We start from the raw sequence: 15,586 nt of genomic DNA on the forward strand, positions 1-15,586 counted from the left end.
AGGAAACATCACGTCTGAGAAAACAGAGATGGAACAAGCGCATATCCGGTTAATCGCGCAACTGAATGAGCGGATTGCTGCACCGGACCACACCCCGCTGTATCTGAAGTTTGCCGAAACGGTTAAAAACGCGGTACGCAGCGGCGTGCTGGTGCACGGCAATATTCTGCCGGGCGAGCGCGATCTTAGCCAGTTAACCGGCGTGTCTCGCATTACGGTGCGTAAAGCAATGCAGGCGCTGGAAGAGGAGGGCGTAGTGACGCGCGCCCGCGGCTACGGTACGCAAATCGTCAATATTTTCGAGTATTCGCTGAAAGAGGCGCGCGGCTTTTCTCAACAGGTCGAGCTGCGCGGCAAAAAGCCAAATACGCTGTGGGTCAATAAACGGGTGGTGAAGTGCCCGGACGAGGTGGCGAACCATCTGTCTATCGCACCAGGTAGTGAGGTCTTTATACTCAAGCGTATCCGCTACGTGGATGAGGACGCGGTCTCGATTGAAGAGTCCTGGGTGCCGACGGGGTTAATTCCCAATCCTGATGCGATAGGCATCTCGCTATACGATTACTTTCGCAGCCAGAATATTTTCCCCCAGCGCACCCGTTCCCGCGTCAGTGCCCGCATGCCGGACAGCGAATTTCAGGCGCACATCAATATGGACGACAAAATACCGGTGCTGGTGATAAAGCAAGTCGCGCTTGACCAGCAGCACCGGCCCATTGAATACAGCATCAGCTACTGTCGCAGCGATCTATACGTCTTTGTGTGCGAGGAGTAACGCTTCGCGCGTGGGCGCGCAATCGCCGCCGCGCCGGCTGACCACCCAGGCGGCAACCGCATTGCCCAGCTCAACGGCATCCGCCAGCCGCCAGCCCGCCGCCAGCCCGGCAAGCGTTCCGCCTGCGTGGCTGTCACCAGCACCAATGGTATCTACCACTGTGGCGGCACATGCCGGAATGTAACCTGAGGCGTCTGCGTCATACCAGACGGCGCCGTCTTTGTCCTGGCGAATAATCAACGCAGAGCCGAATCGCTGCTGCCACTGTGCGCCCAGCGTTTCAACGTCTATGCCGAGCAATTCAGCAGCCAGCAGAGCTTCCTGGCGGTTAAGTGACACGATCGGTTTACAGGCCATAATCCGCGTCATCAGCGCGTCGGGGATATCCGCGATGCGCGGACCGAAATCGATAAAGAGCGTCACGTTCGGCAACGCTTCCAGCCAGTCGGTTAGCAACTCGCCGCACGGTGATGCCAGTTGATAGCCAGACACATAAACCAGACTGTGTTGCGGCACGTTAAGCGCAGCAAGCCAGGAGGGTTGCCACTGGTTTTCCACCCCACTGAACGACATAAACGTCCGCTCGCCGTCAGGTTCCACCAGTGCCAGGCACCAGCCGTTATCACCGGTTTCAGCTTCGATGGTGCTGTGCAAATCCTGCTTTTCCATCGCGTTGCGAATAATATCCGCCCATACGCCGTGGCCGATGGGCAGGGCGTTTTGCGCGGCGATCCCCAGCCGCTTCAGGGCAATGGCGATGTTGAGCGCGCAGCCGCCGATATTAACACCCTGCTGCTTTAGTTCGATATCACAGCCGCGCCAGGGCAGGGCGTAGGCATCGGCAATAACGTCAACCACCGCCGCGCCCAGTACCGTCACCGGCCGCGTCGCGTGCAATGTTTCCAGGCGTTGGGTTAATGAACTCACAGGCCCTCCCTTTGCTCCCGGTAGTGCAGCAGTTTTTCGCCGTAATAGCCAAAATCGAGCTGATTAACGGCGTCGAGTTGCTCCTTCAGCGCCGCATCAATCGCCTGCACCCCATGCAGCGCCCCGCAAATGGCCGTTGCCATCGCGCCGATGGTATCAGTGTCGCCGCCCAGGTTAGCGCATAAAATGGCGCAGCGGTTCGGGTCAGTTCCCGCCAGTTCGACCATCGCAATTGCCGCCGGAACGGACTCGATGGTGCTGGTGCCCGCGCCGATGAGTTGATACACCCGATCGCACGCAGACTCTGTGCCGTTGGCTTCACGCACGGTTTTCAGCGCCAGCTCAATGCGTGCCGCCAGCGATGCGCTAAAGGTAGTGGCGTTGGCTTCCTGCGCATAGCGGGCGATCCCCGGAAGGGCATCGACGATGTTTTGCCAGCGTTCACCGTCGATAGCGCGGGAAATCGCCCAGGTAATGACTACCGCTCCGGCAATAGCAAGATCGGATTTATGCGTCGGGCTGGAGGCCTGCGCCACCTGGCCGACAAAGTGCTCCAGGCGAGTGGCTGGCAGCAGACAGCCCAGCGTCGAGGCGCGCATTGCCGCGCCATTGGTCACCCCGTTGTTTTCCAGCGCGCTCACCGGTTTCCCGTCGCGGATAGCATTAAGCGCGATTTTAGAGGTGGGGCCGAGCACGTTTTTATTGAACGCATCGAAATCAAGCGCCCAGCGCAGGATATGTTTGCCGATAACGTCGGCATCAATCTGTCCGTCGCACTCGATAATGGCATCCGCCAGACACAGCGCCATTGAGGTATCATCGGTAAATTCTGCACGGTTGAAATAGCAGGCTGCGGAATTCTCTGCCGGGCCGGGCAGGAAACGGTCGATCCAGCCGAAGTGCGCCTTCACACGCTTTCTCGGCCACAGTTCCGATGGCATGCCCATCGCATCTCCTAACGCCTGCCCGTAAAGAGCGCCGAGAATACGTTCTCGTTTCATTTAACTTCCCCTTGTGTCAGCGCGGTATCGCCCTCAACCACCTCAATTGCGGTGATCTCGTTATCCGATTCGCGGAAAAAACAGCATGAACAGCACGGCGATCACAGCAATCATGATCCCTCCGAATGCCCACATTCCGGCCCAGTTGAAGGTCAGCCCATTCACCGGCTCTTTATATGCGAACATTTTTTCCATCATCACGCCGCCCAGACGGTAACCCAGCAGGCTACCAAAGCCCTGACAGCACAGCGTAATCAAGCCTTGTGCGGCGGTACGCATATGTACCGGCGCTTTTTTGTCCACGTAGATATACGCGGTCACGTAATAGAAGTCATAACTCACGCCGTGCAGCAGAATGCCGAGGAACAGCAGAGCATAAGTGAAGTACTGATCTGCGCCGCCGTAAACAAAGAAGGCATAGCGGATGGCGGCGGTAATCAGGCCCAGCAGTAAAACCTTCTTAATACCAAAGCGTTTGGTAAAGAAGGGCAGCGCGAGCATAAAGAAAATTTCAGAGAACTGGCCGAGGGTCATCCAGCCGGTGGCGTTTTTCATCCCCACTTCCGTGAGGTATCCGGTGGCGAAGATGTAGTAAAACGCCAACGGCATTGCGAACAGGAACGAACAGAAGAAGAAGACCAGGAAGTTTTTATCACGCAGCAGGATCAGCGCATCCAGCCCCAGCATCACCCTGAAATCCAGCTTGCCGGTACTCTTTGGTGGGGTATTCGGCAGGAACAGCGCGAACACGCCAAGCAGAAGCGAGCTGGCCGCAGTCATCAGTAGCGGAATGTTGGTATCTGAAATGTCGTTAAAGCCCATCATCTGCGGCAGGAATCCGCAGGCAAGGCCGGAGGCGATCCAGCCGATGGTGCCCATAACCCGGATGCGTGGGAAATCGGCCTCGACGTCATCCACGTTGGCAAAGGCGATACTGTTGGTCAGCGCGATGGTGGGCATGTAGGTCAGGGAGTAGGCCAGCAGCAGCGGGAAGAAGGTGCTGAACTGCGTTTGCTGTGCGGCGAAGTAGATCAAAATAGCCCCAGCGAACATCAGCACCGCCAGCACTTTCTGCGCGGCGAAGAAGCGATCGGTCAGCGAACCGACAAGGATCGGCGAGAGGATCGCCGCAATGGCGGTACAGGCATAAGACCAGCCAATTTCACCGGCCGTAAAACCGCTTTTGCTCAGCCACAGCCACAGTGGGACAAACCAGGCGCCCCAGATAAACCATTCAACAAACATCATGAATGACAGTTGGACTTTCGTTTTCATTTTCTCATCCTGCATGCCAGAGAGTGTACGGTCTTAACATACCATCCAATAATACCTTTTGAATACCTTTGTAGCGATTGTTTGATCGCTGTAACAAAATTGTTGTACACGAAACGCGCCAGCAGAGCATGCTGAAAAAAAAGCCGAGGCTGGAAAATCTGTTAAGTCGGTACCAGGCTTAGTCCTGCTCGCAAAAAGGCGGGCCTGGATAACACACGCCGACATGACGTCGGCAAGACGGGAGCATCACTATGACTGATATTGCACAGTTGCTTGGCAAAGACGCCGACGACCTTTTACAGCATCGTTGTATGACCATTCCAGCCGATCAGCTCTATCTGCCGGGCCACGACTACGTTGACCGGGTGATGATAGACAATAACCGACCGCCAGCGGTGCTGCGTAACATGCAGACGCTTTATAACACCGGGCGGCTGGGCGGAACCGGGTACCTTTCCATACTGCCGGTGGACCAGGGCGTTGAACACTCTGCGGGGGCTTCGTTCGCCGCCAACCCGCTGTACTTTGATCCCAAAAACATTGTTGAGCTGGCCATTGAGGCAGGCTGCAACTGCGTGGCATCCACCTACGGCGTGCTGGCTAGCGTATCTCGCCGCTACGCCCACCGCATTCCGTTCCTGGTTAAGCTCAACCACAACGAAACCCTGAGCTACCCAACCGAATACGACCAGACGCTGTACGCCAGCGTTGAGCAGGCGTTCAACATGGGCGCGGTGGCGGTGGGGGCGACCATCTATTTTGGTTCTGCGCAGTCACGTCGTCAGATTGAAGAAATTTCCGCGGCTTTTGAGCGCGCGCACGAGCTGGGGATGGTGACGGTCCTTTGGGCGTATCTGCGTAACAATGCCTTCAAAAAAGACGGCGTGGATTACCACGTGTCTGCTGATTTGACCGGCCAGGCCAACCATCTGGCGGCGACCATCGGGGCGGATATTGTGAAGCAGAAAATGGCCGAAAATAACGGCGGTTATAAAGCGGTGGACTTTGGCTATACCGATGACCGCGTCTACAGCAAACTGACCAGCGATAACCCAATCGATCTGGTGCGCTACCAGCTGGCGAACTGCTATATGGGGCGCGCGGGGCTAATCAACTCCGGCGGTGCGGCAGGCGGCGAAACCGACCTCACTGACGCGGTGCGTACGGCGGTAATCAATAAGCGCGCGGGCGGCATGGGGCTGATCCTTGGCCGTAAGGCGTTTAAGAAAACCATGGCCGACGGCGTGAAGCTGATCAATGCGGTTCAGGATGTGTATCTGGATAGCAAAGTGACGATCGCTTAAGGCATTACTGTTTACGCCTGCCCCTCATCCATAGGGGGGACGATCCGGGGACATGAAGAACGTTATTGAGCATGTTTACCCATGGTGATCGATTTTTCTTCAGGTCGATCACTGTCTCCGGGCTGCACAAGGGGTGAGGGCCGGATGAGGCGCAAGGAACCTTAAACTTCATTTCATTTGATGCAAACACCCATCCTGATCCACTTCACAGTTCCCCTACCTTTTGTGAAAACTATCACTCCCTGCCGTGCATATGCCCAAAAATTGGCCGACGCTTAGCGGAATTTGTCTAAGGCAGCGGACGAATTTTGCGCTTAAAGTGAGTTTCGAAACAGCTTTTCAAAATACAAGGCCGCTCTGAGTCTTCGTCGTGCTAAGGACTAATAATGAAAATAGAATCTGTAAATGTTACCGTCTTCCAGTACCCGACGCGTCGGGTCTCCGACAGTGCGGGGCACTCGCACCCGGGCCAGGAAAGCATGGCTAAAATGGCAATGCTGACCATCACCGCAGACGATGGCAGCAACGGGTATTCGTTCGCGCCGCCGGAAGTGGTGCGGCCCTTTGTGGTGAATACCTTCTTTCGCAAGGTGTTACTGGGCCAGGATGCGTTCAATCGGGAGCGTATCTGGCAGGATCTGGCGCACTGGCAGCGCGGCAGCGCCCATCAATTGACCGAGCGCGCGCTCTCCTTCGTTGAGCAGGCCCTGTGGGATCTGGCGGGCCGTAAACTCAATATGCCGGTCTGGAAACTGCTCGGCGGCTACCGTGATAAAGTCCCCGCCTATGGCAGCACGATGTGCGGTGATGACCTGCCGGGCGGGCTTTCTACCCCGGATGAGTATGCCAGCTTCGCGCAAAAGCTGGTGGCGCGCGGCTATAAGGCCATCAAGCTGCATACCTGGATGCCGCCGGTCTCCTTCGCTCCCAACCCCAAAATGGATGTTAAAGCCTGTGCCGCCGTGCGCGAAGCGGTGGGGCCAGACATCGACCTGATGATCGACGGCTACCACTGGTACAGCCGCACAGAAGCGCTCTTTATCGGTAAAGAACTGGAAAAGCTCAATTTCGCCTGGTTCGAAGAGCCGATGGAAGAGGAGAGCATGGCCTCCTACGCCTGGCTGGCAGAGAATCTGTCGATCCCGATTATCGGCCCGGAAAGCCTGGGCGGAAAACACCACAGCCGTGCGGACTGGGTTAAGGCGGGCGCCTGCGACATTTTGCGCGCCGGGGCCAACGGCGTGGGCGGCATTGCACCGACACTAAAAGTTGCGCATCTGGCCGAATCCTTTGGCATGGACTGCGAGATCCACGGTAACGGTGCGGCAAGCCTGGCGGTCATCGGCGCGATCAAAAACTGCCGCTGGTACGAGCGCGGCCTGCTGCACCCGTTCCTCGATTACGACGAACCGGCGGCGTACCTTAATAGCCTGGTCGACCCGATGGACGAAAACGGCATGGTCAGCCTGCCGACCGGACCGGGACTGGGCGAAGACATTAATTTTGCATATATCGAAGCCAATACCGTCAGCCACGACTGACAGATAAAAACGTACCCTACAGGCGATATATACATGAAACGATCTCCCAAAGCCGGCGCGTGCTTACTCGCGCTCTCGCTGATGATGGGGAGCGGAGCGGCGTATGCGAAAACGCCGCCCGACCAGCTCATCATCGGTATGAATATGAATAATCTGCTCACCCTCGACCCGGCGGCAATGACTGGTAACGAAGTGGTTGGCATTGTGGTCAATCTTTACGATTCGCTGGTAGAGCTGGATCCCAACCAACTCACCAACGTCAGACCCGCGCTGGCGAAGTCCTGGGATATTGCCCCGGACGGCAAAAGCCTGACCTTTCATCTGCGCGACGACGTAAAATTCCACTCCGGTAATCCACTGACGGCGGAGGATGTGGTCTGGTCGATGCGCCGTCTGCTGCACCTTAACCTCGCGCAGGCGTCGGTGTGGAAATCTTACGGTTTCAGCAAGAAAAACATCGATAAGCAGATTAGCGCCCCGGATGCTTACAGCGTAAAAATCGACTTACCGAAAGCCAATGACCCGCAACTGGTGATCTACTCCCTCGGCGCGCTCGGTAATTTGGGCGTGCTCGACAGCCAAACGGTGCAAAAACATGCGGTAAATAACGATTGGGGCAACCGCTGGCTTACCACTAACGAAGCCGGTTCAGGCCCGTTTATGCTTGAAACCTGGCAGGCGAAAGACGTGCTGCGTATGCAGCGTAACCCGCGCTACTGGCGAGATGAACCGAAGATGAGCCGCGTGGTGCTGCGTCATTTTCAGGAGTCACAAACCCTGCGCCTGATGATTGAAAAAGGCGACCTCGATATTGCCAATAATATGGCGGTAGCAGACATCAATGCCCTGCGTAACGACCCACAGCTCACCGTCGAAGCCGTGCAGAAAGGCACGGTTTACTATGTGGCGATGAGCATGAAGGAGGGCCATTTCGCCAACCCGAAGGTGCGCGAAGCGGTGCGCTATCTGATTGATTATCAGGGGATCAATAAAGCGCTAATGCCGGGGTACGGCGTGCTGCACCAACGCCCGATCAAGGCGGGTATGCCCTCCACGCTGCCGGACCCAGGCTACAGACTCGATATCGCACGGGCGAAAAAGCTGCTGGCGGAGGCGGGTTATCCTGACGGCTTCGATACCACCCTGCGCGTGCTGGCGGATCAACCCTTTCTGAACATTGCCGTCGCCGTACAGTCGACGCTGATGCAGGCGGGGATCAACGCCAAAATCATTACCGGCACCGGGAACCAGATCTACGGCGCAATGCGCGAGCGCAAGTTTGACATGCTGGTCGGGCGGGGCGGAAGCGGGGTTGAGCCGCATCCCCACTCCAGCCTGCGCGCGCTGGTCTATAACCCGGATAATAGCGACGAGGCGCGGTTGACCAACTTTCAGGGCTGGCGCACCAGCTTCTACGACAAACCGCTCAACGAGATGATCGACAACGCCCTGCTGGAGCGCGATCCGAAGAAACAAATCGTCGACTATCAGCAGATCCAGGTGCGTTACGATGCGCTGATCCCGGCGCTGATCCCCCTCTCGCAGATGGTCGATTCGGTCGTAGTGCGTAATGACGTCAAAAACTTCCAGTCGCATCCGTCGGCCACCACCTTCCTGCGCGAGGTCTATAAAACCGGAGGTGAACAATGAGCGTGGCGATCCTCGCGCCCGGCTCCCGTACCCGGCGCTTCTCGAAACGGCTCACTCAGGTGCTGATCACGCTGTTCGGCCTGTTGCTGTTAACCTTTTTCATTGGCCGCGTGATGCCGGTTGACCCGGTGCTGGCCATTGTCGGCCCGGATGCCGACCAAAGCACCTATCAGCAGGTTTATCACCAGTTGGGGTTTGACCAATCGTTATTGACCCAGTTTGGTATCTACCTCGGCAACCTGCTGCACGGTGATCTGGGCAATGCGCTGTTGACCGGAAAACCGGTTACCGATGATATCCTGCGCGTCTTCCCGGCGACGCTTGAACTCGCCACGATGGCGATTATTGTCGGTGCAGGTCTGGGCGTTCCGCTGGGCGTGCTGGCGGCGGCGCGGCGCAACAGTATTTCTGACTACGTGGTGCGTATCATCAGCCTCGCGGGGTACTCCACGCCGATTTTCTGGGTCGGGATGATGGGGCTGTTGCTGTTCTACGCCTGGCTCGGCTGGGTGGGCGGCGCCGGGCGTCTGGATCTGGGGCTGGATGGCTTGGTGCCGCGGCGCACGGGTTTGATGACCCTCGATGCGCTGCTGGCGGGGAACAGCGCGGTCTTCTGGAACGCCATTAATCACCTGGTGCTCCCCGCCTCGCTGCTGGGTTTTCACTCGCTGGCCTACATTAGCCGTATGACCCGCAGCTTTATGCTGGCGCAGCTTTCGCAAGAGTTCATCATCACCGCCCGCGTCAAGGGCTTAACCGAACGCCAGGTTATCTGGAACCATGCTTTTCGCAACATCCTTGTGCAGTTGCTGACGGTGGTGGCGCTGGCCTACGGCTCTCTGCTGGAAGGGGCGGTGCTGATTGAAACCGTCTTCTCCTGGCCGGGTTTTGGTTCGTATCTTACCGGCAGCCTGCTGCTGGGCGATATGAACGCGGTAATGGGCTGCGTGCTGCTGGTGGGGGTGATCTTTGTGATGCTCAACCTGCTCTCCGACATGTTGTATCAATTCTTTGACCCGAGGACGAAATCATGACCGTTTCTCTGGATACGCCGCTGGGGGCTGGGCAGTCTGAAAACCGCCAGCGTATCAAACGGGCCGCGGGCCGCACTGCGGGTTTTATCGGCAAAATGGCGCGTAACCCGCTGACCGCCATTGGCGGGGGCATAATTCTGCTGCTGCTGATTGTGGCCGCCTTTGCCCCGCTGATCGCGCCGTATAACCCGCTGGTGCAAGATCTCAACAACACGCTGGTGGCGCCGAACGCGCAGCACTGGTTTGGCACCGATGAGTTTGGTCGGGATATCTTCAGCCGCCTGGTGTATGGCTCGCGCATTACGCTCTATATCGTGCTGCTGGTCTCGGTTACCGTCGGCCCGCTCGGGCTGCTGCTGGGCGTGACGGCAGGGTATTTTGGCGGCAAGGTGGATGCCGTGCTGATGCGCGTTACCGATATCTTTATCTCCTTCCCCAGCCTGGTGCTGGCGCTGGCATTTGTCGCCGCGCTGGGGCCGGGGCTGGAGCATGTGGTGATCGCTATAACGCTCACCGCCTGGCCGCCGATAGCCCGCCTGGCGCGCGCCGAAACGCTCTCGTTGCGCCAGGCGGATTTTATCTCTGCCGTACGTCTGCAGGGCGCATCTGCGGCGCGCGTGCTCTGGCGTCACGTTGTACCGCTGTGCCTGCCGTCGGTCATTATTCGCATCACCATGAACATGGCGGGGATCATCCTGACCGCCGCCGGGCTGGGCTTCCTCGGCCTCGGCGCACAGCCGCCGGACCCGGAATGGGGGGCGATGATTTCCAGCGGTCGCACCTACATGATGGAGTGCTGGTGGGTAGTGACTATCCCGGGGCTGGCGATCCTGATTAACAGCCTGGCGTTCAACTTTTTAGGAGATGGCTTACGTGACATCCTCGATCCTCGCAGCGAATAACCCTTTGCTCGACGTGCGCGATCTCCACGTCGATTTTATCAACGGCGGCGCCGTAACCCACGCGGTGCGCGGCGTCTCCTTCCAGCTTGGTCGTGAAAAGCTGGCGATTGTCGGTGAATCCGGTTCCGGGAAATCCACCGTCGGACGGGCGCTGCTGCGCCTGCACCCGGCGAAAGCCCAAATCCGCGCCATGCGGATGCAGTTTGGCGAGGTGGATTTACGTCGCGTCAGCGAGGCGCAGATGCGCGGCATTCGCGGTAAGCGTATTTCGATGATCATGCAGGATCCGAAATACTCGCTCAACCCGGTCGTTTGCGTCGGGAACCAGATTGCCGAGGCCTGGCTGACCCATCACCCGGGGCGCAAGGCAGAGGCGAAAGCCAAAGTGCTGGAGATGCTCGACGTGGTTCGCATTCGCCAGCCGGAGCGGGTTTATCATCTATATCCGCATGAGATCTCTGGCGGACAGGGGCAACGCATCATGATTGCGATGATGCTAATAACCGACCCGGAGTTGGTGATTGCGGATGAACCGACTTCTGCGCTGGATGTGTCGGTGCGTTTGCAGGTGCTCGGCCTGCTGGACGATTTAGTGCAGTCCCGCGGTCTGGGGCTTATTTTCATCAGCCACGATATCAACCTGGTGCGCAGCTTCTGCGACCGGGTGCTGGTGATGTACGCCGGGCGGGTCGTGGAGTCCATCGCGGCGAAAGATCTGCACAATGCGAAGCACCCCTACACCCAGGGGCTTATCAGCGCGCTGCCGGAAATCAACCACCGTCGTCCGACGCTGCCGGTACTGCAGCGCCAGGCCAGCTGGCTTAGTGAATAAGGAGCAGAAATGATTGAGATTAAACACCTCAACCTGGCGTTTGGCGAGGGCGAGAAGCGTAATCAGGTGCTGGATGACGTCAATATCAGCGTGCAAGAGGGGGAAATTTACGGCCTGGTGGGCGAGTCCGGATCCGGCAAAACCACGGTATTAAAGTGCCTGGCCGGGCTATTCACCCACTGGGACGGCGAGCTGGCGATTGGCGGGAAAGCGCTGGAAAAATGCATCAGCCAGGAGCGTTGTCGTCGGGTGCAAATGGTGTTTCAGGATCCCTACGGTTCGCTCCATCCGCGCCACACCATCGGCGATATTCTGGAGGAGCCGCTGCAAATTCACGGTATAAAAGAGCGGGATCGGCGTATTCATACCCTGCTGGATAAAGTGGGGTTGAATCGGGCGTTTCGCGACCGCTATCCCCATCAGCTCTCCGGCGGGCAGAGGCAGCGCGTGGCCATTGCCCGGGCGCTTATCCTTGAGCCGAAGGTACTGTTGCTGGATGAACCGACCTCAGCGCTTGACGTCTCCGTGCAGGCCGAGATCCTCAACCTGCTGGCAGAACTGCAGCGTGAATCCACTCTAACTTATCTGATGGTAACGCACGATTTGGGCGTGATTGCGCATTTGTGCCGGAAGGTGGCGGTGATGCAGTACGGTAAAATTCTCGAAAGCCTGACCGTCGACGAGCTGGTTGCCGGGCAGGCTAAAACCGTTTATACCCGGATGCTAATTAACGCCAGCCAGCACTACAGCCGCGAGATGGCGCGCGAGGTAGCGGTGTATTAGCGAAGCAGTACGCAGTCCGGGGGTAAACGGCACTGCAGCGCGCCCGGTACAACCTCGATGCGGAACGTCTCACCGCTTAATGGTTCCCCGTCGAGGTTAAACGTCATCCCGTGCGGCGCATTGATTTCAAACCACGCGGATTGCCCGTCGATAATATTAGGACTTGCCTGCGGCTGGGTAAGGGTCGTGAACAGCGCAGGCAGCAGCCCGTCGCCGGTGAAAATCCTCAGTTCTAATAAGCCGTCATTGATCAGCGCCTCCGGGCAAAGCTGCTGACCGCCGCCCGCCTGACGGCCGTTGCCGATGCCGATCACCAGCGCATCACCCTGCCAGTGAAAATTTTCGCCGTGAATTTCACACCTGTCAGGCTTGAGGGTATCCATGCGCATCAGCCCGTGGATCAAATAAGAAACGCCGCCCAGGGCAGCTTTCAACCTCTCCGGCGTTTCGCTGGTAATGCGGGTACCGAAACCGCCCGTCGCCATATTGATAAAGCAGGTTTTATCATTCACCTGAGCAATATCTACAGCGGTTGATTTGCCGATAATGGCAAGCTGAAGGGCTTTTTCCAGCTCGTCGGGAATGCCCGCGCTGGTGGCAAAATCGTTCGCCGTACCGAGGGGTAAAATGCCCATAGCCGGGCGTTCGTCGGCATTTCGCTGGACCAGGGCGCTGGCTATCTCATTGATGGTCCCGTCTCCCCCGCCGGAAATGAGGGTCTTGACGCCCAACCGGATACCTTCATCGATATACCGTGCCGCATCGCCTTTCTCCCACGTGACACGCACGTGAATGCGCGCCCCGTCTTCCCGCAGACCGACAATCGCCTGACGCAGGATGTCATTACCGGCGCTCTTGCCGTTAAGAATGAGTAAACTGTCTGGATAGGTTGCCATCCGCGCTGCTCCATTTTTTAGCTTAACAAGAGTGTACAGCAGAGAGAAAAAAAGCGGGTAAGAACAGGATGAAAGGGACAAAAATCCCCAGCGGTTGTTTACCCTTTATGCGTCTGTGCTCTGGCCCGCGTGCTGACCTCAAAGTATGCAGAGCACACACCGCTGTATCGCCAGTCTGAAATATACAGCCACCAGGGCGTGGAACTGAGTCGCTCACTGCTGTCGGGTTGGGTGGATGCATGTTGCTGGCTGCTGTCGTGGCGGGTCACACTGCCAACTGAATAATGCATCCCCGTCAATACGGCTCTCGCTGTACGCTTACGAAAAAGTCAGGCCTCTTCCGGTACGAAGCGCGTATGTTTAAACTTGTTGAAAACAAGCACATTAAAGGCACATATTTTTACAAGTCATACCGTCTTGAGGTTTTAGTCAGGGAAGCTGACTGGACTATCATGCATTTTCAGTACATGCCGTGAAGGGGGAGTAATAATAGATATCACCAGCGGTGACAGGCATCTGAAATTAACGCCTTAGGAAAGAGTGGGTGAGCCAGAGATTTCAGCCTATAGCCGCATTATGGTATGGGTTGAGTTCTCAATTGCTGCTTTAAAAACCGAGTTTCCATCAGGCCTTAAAGAATGGAGTGAAATTTAAGAATATTCATTTAACCTCAGCATTGGAGCAGGTTGGGTTTAATTTTCACCAGGCGCATTTTGCCGGAGATGTTGGCGTCATAATGGAGCTAACACCTGAAAACCACGCTGAAAGTATTACGCTTGCGGGTTCTCTCGATATTGATGAAAGTTATTTTCCCGACCTGCTCTCAGGTCTGGACGACATCATATCATGGCAAAACTGATACATTCATTCAGCCATAAGACCGGCACTCAGAATGTCGGTTTTTTTATGCCATTTATCCGCGATTTTCCCGTTTTTAAGCGGCGCATGCATCAGGTGCATGAATTTGCATTCGTTTTTGATTCCAGTTTTTGCCAACCAGCGCCAGCGCGGTGGCGTGTCGTTGCTCTGAGAATCGATGTGGTCAATGAGTGGGCATTGTTAGAATTAAATTCATTTATTTCATTTGGTTACATCAAAAAAATAAGCCCGCGTAAGGGAGATTACGCGGGCTAAGGAGGTGGTTCCTGGTAAAACTAGCATTTATGAGTTATGTTTTTCAGCGGGGGGATAATACCCGTAATGAACGAAGCGGTATGTGATCCGATTCTAAGAATTATCCCAGCGCAAAAAATTATCCTCGCTACCTATTTACCGTGCGGATTACGGGTGCTTTCACCTGCAAAATTGCGCATCAGCAGCGCAAACTCCAGCTCCACTCCTTCCGGCACCGGCAGCCAGACGACATGCCCGTCGCCGGGGGCAACCTCTATCGCGGCGCCTTTGCCGTTTTCCAGATGCTCCAGACGGAAGTTCATGTTGCCCTGCGGGGTCATTAACTCCAGGCTGTCGCCTTTGGTAAATTTGTTCTTCACGGCCACCGCCGCCAGCGAGCCTTTACGCTCGCCGGTGAAATCGCCAACAAACTGCTGGCGTTCCGAAATGGAGTAGCCATGCTCATAGTTCTGGTAGTCGTCGTGGGTGTGGCGACGCAGAAAGCCTTCGGTATACCCGCGATGCGCCAGCCCTTCCAGGGTTTCCAGCAGGGTGGTGTCGAACGGTTTACCGGCAGCGGCGTCGTCAATGGCTTTGCGGTACACCTGCGCGGTACGGGCGCAGTAGTAGTAGGACTTGGTGCGGCCTTCAATCTTCAGCGAGTGCACGCCCATCTGGGTCAGACGCTCGACGTGGGCAATGGCGCGCAGGTCTTTAGAGTTCATGATGTAAGTGCCATGCTCGTCTTCAAAGGCGGTCATGTACTCGCCCGGACGTTTGGCTTCTTCAATCATAAACACGCTGTCGGTTGGCGCACCGACGCCAGGCGTAGGCTCGACGTTGGTGACCGGGATCGGCTCGTGTTTATGCACAATGTTGCCGATGTCATCCTCTTTGCCTTCCTGAACGTTATATTCCCAGCGGCAGGCGTTGGTGCAGGTGCCCTGGTTCGGGTCACGCTTGTTGATATAACCAGAGAGCAGGCAGCGGCCGGAGTAGGCCATGCACAGCGCGCCGTGAACGAAAATTTCGATTTCCATCTCCGGCACCTGAGTGCGGATCTCTTCGATCTCTTCCAGAGACAGCTCGCGAGACAGAATGACGCGGGTCAGCCCCATCTGCTTCCAGAATTTCACCGTTGCCCAGTTGACGGCGTTGGCCTGCACGGAGAGATGAATGTCCATTTCCGGGAAATGCTCCCGAACCAGCATGATTAAACCCGGATCCGACATGATCAGCGCGTCCGGCCCCATACCCACGACCGGTTTCAGATCACGAATAAACGTTTTCAGCTTGGCATTGTGCGGCGCGATATTCACGACCACGTAGAATTTCTTGCCCAGAGCATGTGCTTCATTGATGCCGAGCTGCAGGTTCTCGTGGTTGAATTCGTTGTTGCGCACCCGCAGCGAGTAGCGCGGCTGGCCCGCGTACACCGCGTCGGCGCCATAAGCGAAAGCGTAACGCATATTTTGCAGCGTTCCCGCCGGGGAAAGGAGTTCCGGTTTAAACATGATTGTTCTCATTCTGATGACAGGTCAGATCCGCATACA

The 15,586-nt window shown here is 56.7% G+C and carries 14 protein-coding genes and 2 pseudogenes; 11 read left to right on the plus strand and 5 right to left on the minus strand.

The genetic code is table 11. The features are described from left to right. Nucleotides 1-28: 28 nt before the first annotated feature. Nucleotides 29-775, plus strand: a complete 747-nt coding sequence (locus tag NL510_RS08695; protein WP_253383729.1) for a GntR family transcriptional regulator — start codon at nucleotides 29-31, stop codon at nucleotides 773-775. Here the strand turns inward: NL510_RS08695 and NL510_RS08700 are convergent. From NL510_RS08700 to NL510_RS08710, 3 genes and pseudogenes are all read right to left on the minus strand, one after another. Then, nucleotides 749-1,702 carry a PfkB family carbohydrate kinase gene (locus NL510_RS08700; RefSeq protein ID WP_253383737.1) on the minus strand — a complete coding sequence of 318 codons (954 nt, stop codon included), beginning with the start codon at nucleotides 1,700-1,702 and terminating at the stop codon, nucleotides 749-751. The genes NL510_RS08695 and NL510_RS08700 overlap by 27 nt on opposite strands. Continuing rightward, the gene (locus tag NL510_RS08705; RefSeq protein ID WP_253383739.1) at nucleotides 1,699-2,703 is read right to left on the minus strand and encodes an ADP-ribosylglycohydrolase family protein; all 1,005 of its coding nucleotides are present in this window, start codon (nucleotides 2,701-2,703) and stop codon (nucleotides 1,699-1,701) included. Before NL510_RS08705 ends, NL510_RS08700 begins: the two co-directional genes overlap by 4 nt. Next, a pseudogene (locus NL510_RS08710) lies at nucleotides 2,700-3,978 on the minus strand (nucleoside permease). Before NL510_RS08710 ends, NL510_RS08705 begins: the two are co-directional and overlap by 4 nt. A gap of 251 nt (nucleotides 3,979-4,229) precedes the next feature. Between NL510_RS08710 and fbaB the strand changes: the two are divergent. The 7 genes from fbaB to NL510_RS08745 all read left to right on the plus strand — a co-directional run bounded on the left by fbaB (nucleotide 4,230) and on the right by NL510_RS08745 (nucleotide 12,024). Next, nucleotides 4,230-5,282 (plus strand): class I fructose-bisphosphate aldolase, encoded by a 1,053-nt coding sequence (gene fbaB, locus NL510_RS08715; protein ID WP_253383741.1) that lies wholly within the window; start codon nucleotides 4,230-4,232, stop codon nucleotides 5,280-5,282. Nucleotides 5,283-5,668: 386 nt separating this feature from the next. Next, on the plus strand, nucleotides 5,669-6,823 hold the full coding sequence (locus tag NL510_RS08720) for a mandelate racemase family protein (RefSeq protein ID WP_253383743.1): 1,155 nt from the start codon (nucleotides 5,669-5,671) through the stop codon (nucleotides 6,821-6,823). 33 nt (nucleotides 6,824-6,856) lie between these two features. Continuing rightward, nucleotides 6,857-8,473: an ABC transporter substrate-binding protein gene (locus NL510_RS08725; RefSeq protein WP_253383751.1), complete on the plus strand. Its 1,617-nt coding sequence runs from the start codon at nucleotides 6,857-6,859 to the stop codon at nucleotides 8,471-8,473. Further along, nucleotides 8,470-9,507 (plus strand): ABC transporter permease, encoded by a 1,038-nt coding sequence (locus NL510_RS08730; RefSeq protein WP_253383753.1) that lies wholly within the window; start codon nucleotides 8,470-8,472, stop codon nucleotides 9,505-9,507. Before NL510_RS08725 ends, NL510_RS08730 begins: the two co-directional genes overlap by 4 nt. Further along, on the plus strand, nucleotides 9,504-10,409 hold the full coding sequence (locus NL510_RS08735; protein ID WP_253383760.1) for an ABC transporter permease: 906 nt from the start codon (nucleotides 9,504-9,506) through the stop codon (nucleotides 10,407-10,409). The genes NL510_RS08730 and NL510_RS08735 overlap by 4 nt, the downstream gene beginning before the upstream one ends. After that, nucleotides 10,381-11,241, plus strand: coding sequence for an ABC transporter ATP-binding protein (locus NL510_RS08740; protein WP_253383762.1), 861 nt, complete (start codon nucleotides 10,381-10,383; stop codon nucleotides 11,239-11,241). Before NL510_RS08735 ends, NL510_RS08740 begins: the two co-directional genes overlap by 29 nt. A gap of 9 nt (nucleotides 11,242-11,250) precedes the next feature. Then, nucleotides 11,251-12,024 (plus strand): ABC transporter ATP-binding protein, encoded by a 774-nt coding sequence (locus tag NL510_RS08745; RefSeq protein ID WP_253383764.1) that lies wholly within the window; start codon nucleotides 11,251-11,253, stop codon nucleotides 12,022-12,024. Here NL510_RS08745 and yegS read toward each other — a convergent pair. Beyond that, complete coding sequence (gene yegS / locus NL510_RS08750; protein ID WP_253383766.1) at nucleotides 12,021-12,920, minus strand: lipid kinase YegS; 900 nt, start codon at nucleotides 12,918-12,920, stop codon at nucleotides 12,021-12,023. The genes NL510_RS08745 and yegS overlap by 4 nt on opposite strands. Nucleotides 12,921-13,040: 120 nt before the next feature. On the opposite strand from yegS, the pseudogene NL510_RS08755 reads away from it, so the two are divergent. The 3 genes and pseudogenes from NL510_RS08755 to NL510_RS08765 all read left to right on the plus strand — a co-directional run. Continuing rightward, nucleotides 13,041-13,178, plus strand: a pseudogene (locus NL510_RS08755) (IS66 family transposase); the annotation flags it as partial. Nucleotides 13,179-13,563: 385 nt separating this feature from the next. Beyond that, nucleotides 13,564-13,779 carry a hypothetical protein gene (locus tag NL510_RS08760; RefSeq protein ID WP_253383768.1) on the plus strand — a complete coding sequence of 72 codons (216 nt, stop codon included), beginning with the start codon at nucleotides 13,564-13,566 and terminating at the stop codon, nucleotides 13,777-13,779. Next, nucleotides 13,767-14,054, plus strand: coding sequence for a hypothetical protein (locus tag NL510_RS08765; RefSeq protein ID WP_253383770.1), 288 nt, complete (start codon nucleotides 13,767-13,769; stop codon nucleotides 14,052-14,054). The genes NL510_RS08760 and NL510_RS08765 overlap by 13 nt, the downstream gene beginning before the upstream one ends. A 131-nt stretch (nucleotides 14,055-14,185) precedes the next feature. Here the strand turns inward: NL510_RS08765 and trhP are convergent, their stop codons facing one another. Then, entirely contained in the window at nucleotides 14,186-15,547 is a 1,362-nt protein-coding gene (gene trhP / locus NL510_RS08770) for a prephenate-dependent tRNA uridine(34) hydroxylase TrhP (RefSeq protein ID WP_253383772.1), read from the minus strand. Nucleotides 15,548-15,586 lie beyond the last annotated feature (39 nt).

This window comes from unidentified bacterial endosymbiont, assembly GCF_918797525.1.
In the GTDB taxonomy this organism is placed as follows: Bacteria; Pseudomonadota; Gammaproteobacteria; order Enterobacterales; family Enterobacteriaceae; genus Enterobacter.

Excerpts from the sequence above, each read along its gene's own strand:
- NL510_RS08695 (WP_253383729.1), top strand. The coding sequence starts at position 29 with ATGGAACAAGCGCATATCCGGTTAATCGCGCAACTGAATGAGCGGATT.
- NL510_RS08705 (WP_253383739.1), bottom strand. The coding sequence starts at position 2,703 with ATGAAACGAGAACGTATTCTCGGCGCTCTTTACGGGCAGGCGTTAGGA.
- fbaB (WP_253383741.1), top strand. The coding sequence starts at position 4,230 with ATGACTGATATTGCACAGTTGCTTGGCAAAGACGCCGACGACCTTTTA.
- NL510_RS08720 (WP_253383743.1), top strand. The coding sequence starts at position 5,669 with ATGAAAATAGAATCTGTAAATGTTACCGTCTTCCAGTACCCGACGCGT.
- NL510_RS08725 (WP_253383751.1), top strand. The coding sequence starts at position 6,857 with ATGAAACGATCTCCCAAAGCCGGCGCGTGCTTACTCGCGCTCTCGCTG.
- NL510_RS08730 (WP_253383753.1), top strand. The coding sequence starts at position 8,470 with ATGAGCGTGGCGATCCTCGCGCCCGGCTCCCGTACCCGGCGCTTCTCG.
- NL510_RS08735 (WP_253383760.1), top strand. The coding sequence starts at position 9,504 with ATGACCGTTTCTCTGGATACGCCGCTGGGGGCTGGGCAGTCTGAAAAC.
- NL510_RS08745 (WP_253383764.1), top strand. The coding sequence starts at position 11,251 with ATGATTGAGATTAAACACCTCAACCTGGCGTTTGGCGAGGGCGAGAAG.
- yegS (WP_253383766.1), bottom strand. The coding sequence starts at position 12,920 with ATGGCAACCTATCCAGACAGTTTACTCATTCTTAACGGCAAGAGCGCC.
- NL510_RS08765 (WP_253383770.1), top strand. The coding sequence starts at position 13,767 with ATGGCAAAACTGATACATTCATTCAGCCATAAGACCGGCACTCAGAAT.
- trhP (WP_253383772.1), bottom strand. The coding sequence starts at position 15,547 with ATGTTTAAACCGGAACTCCTTTCCCCGGCGGGAACGCTGCAAAATATG.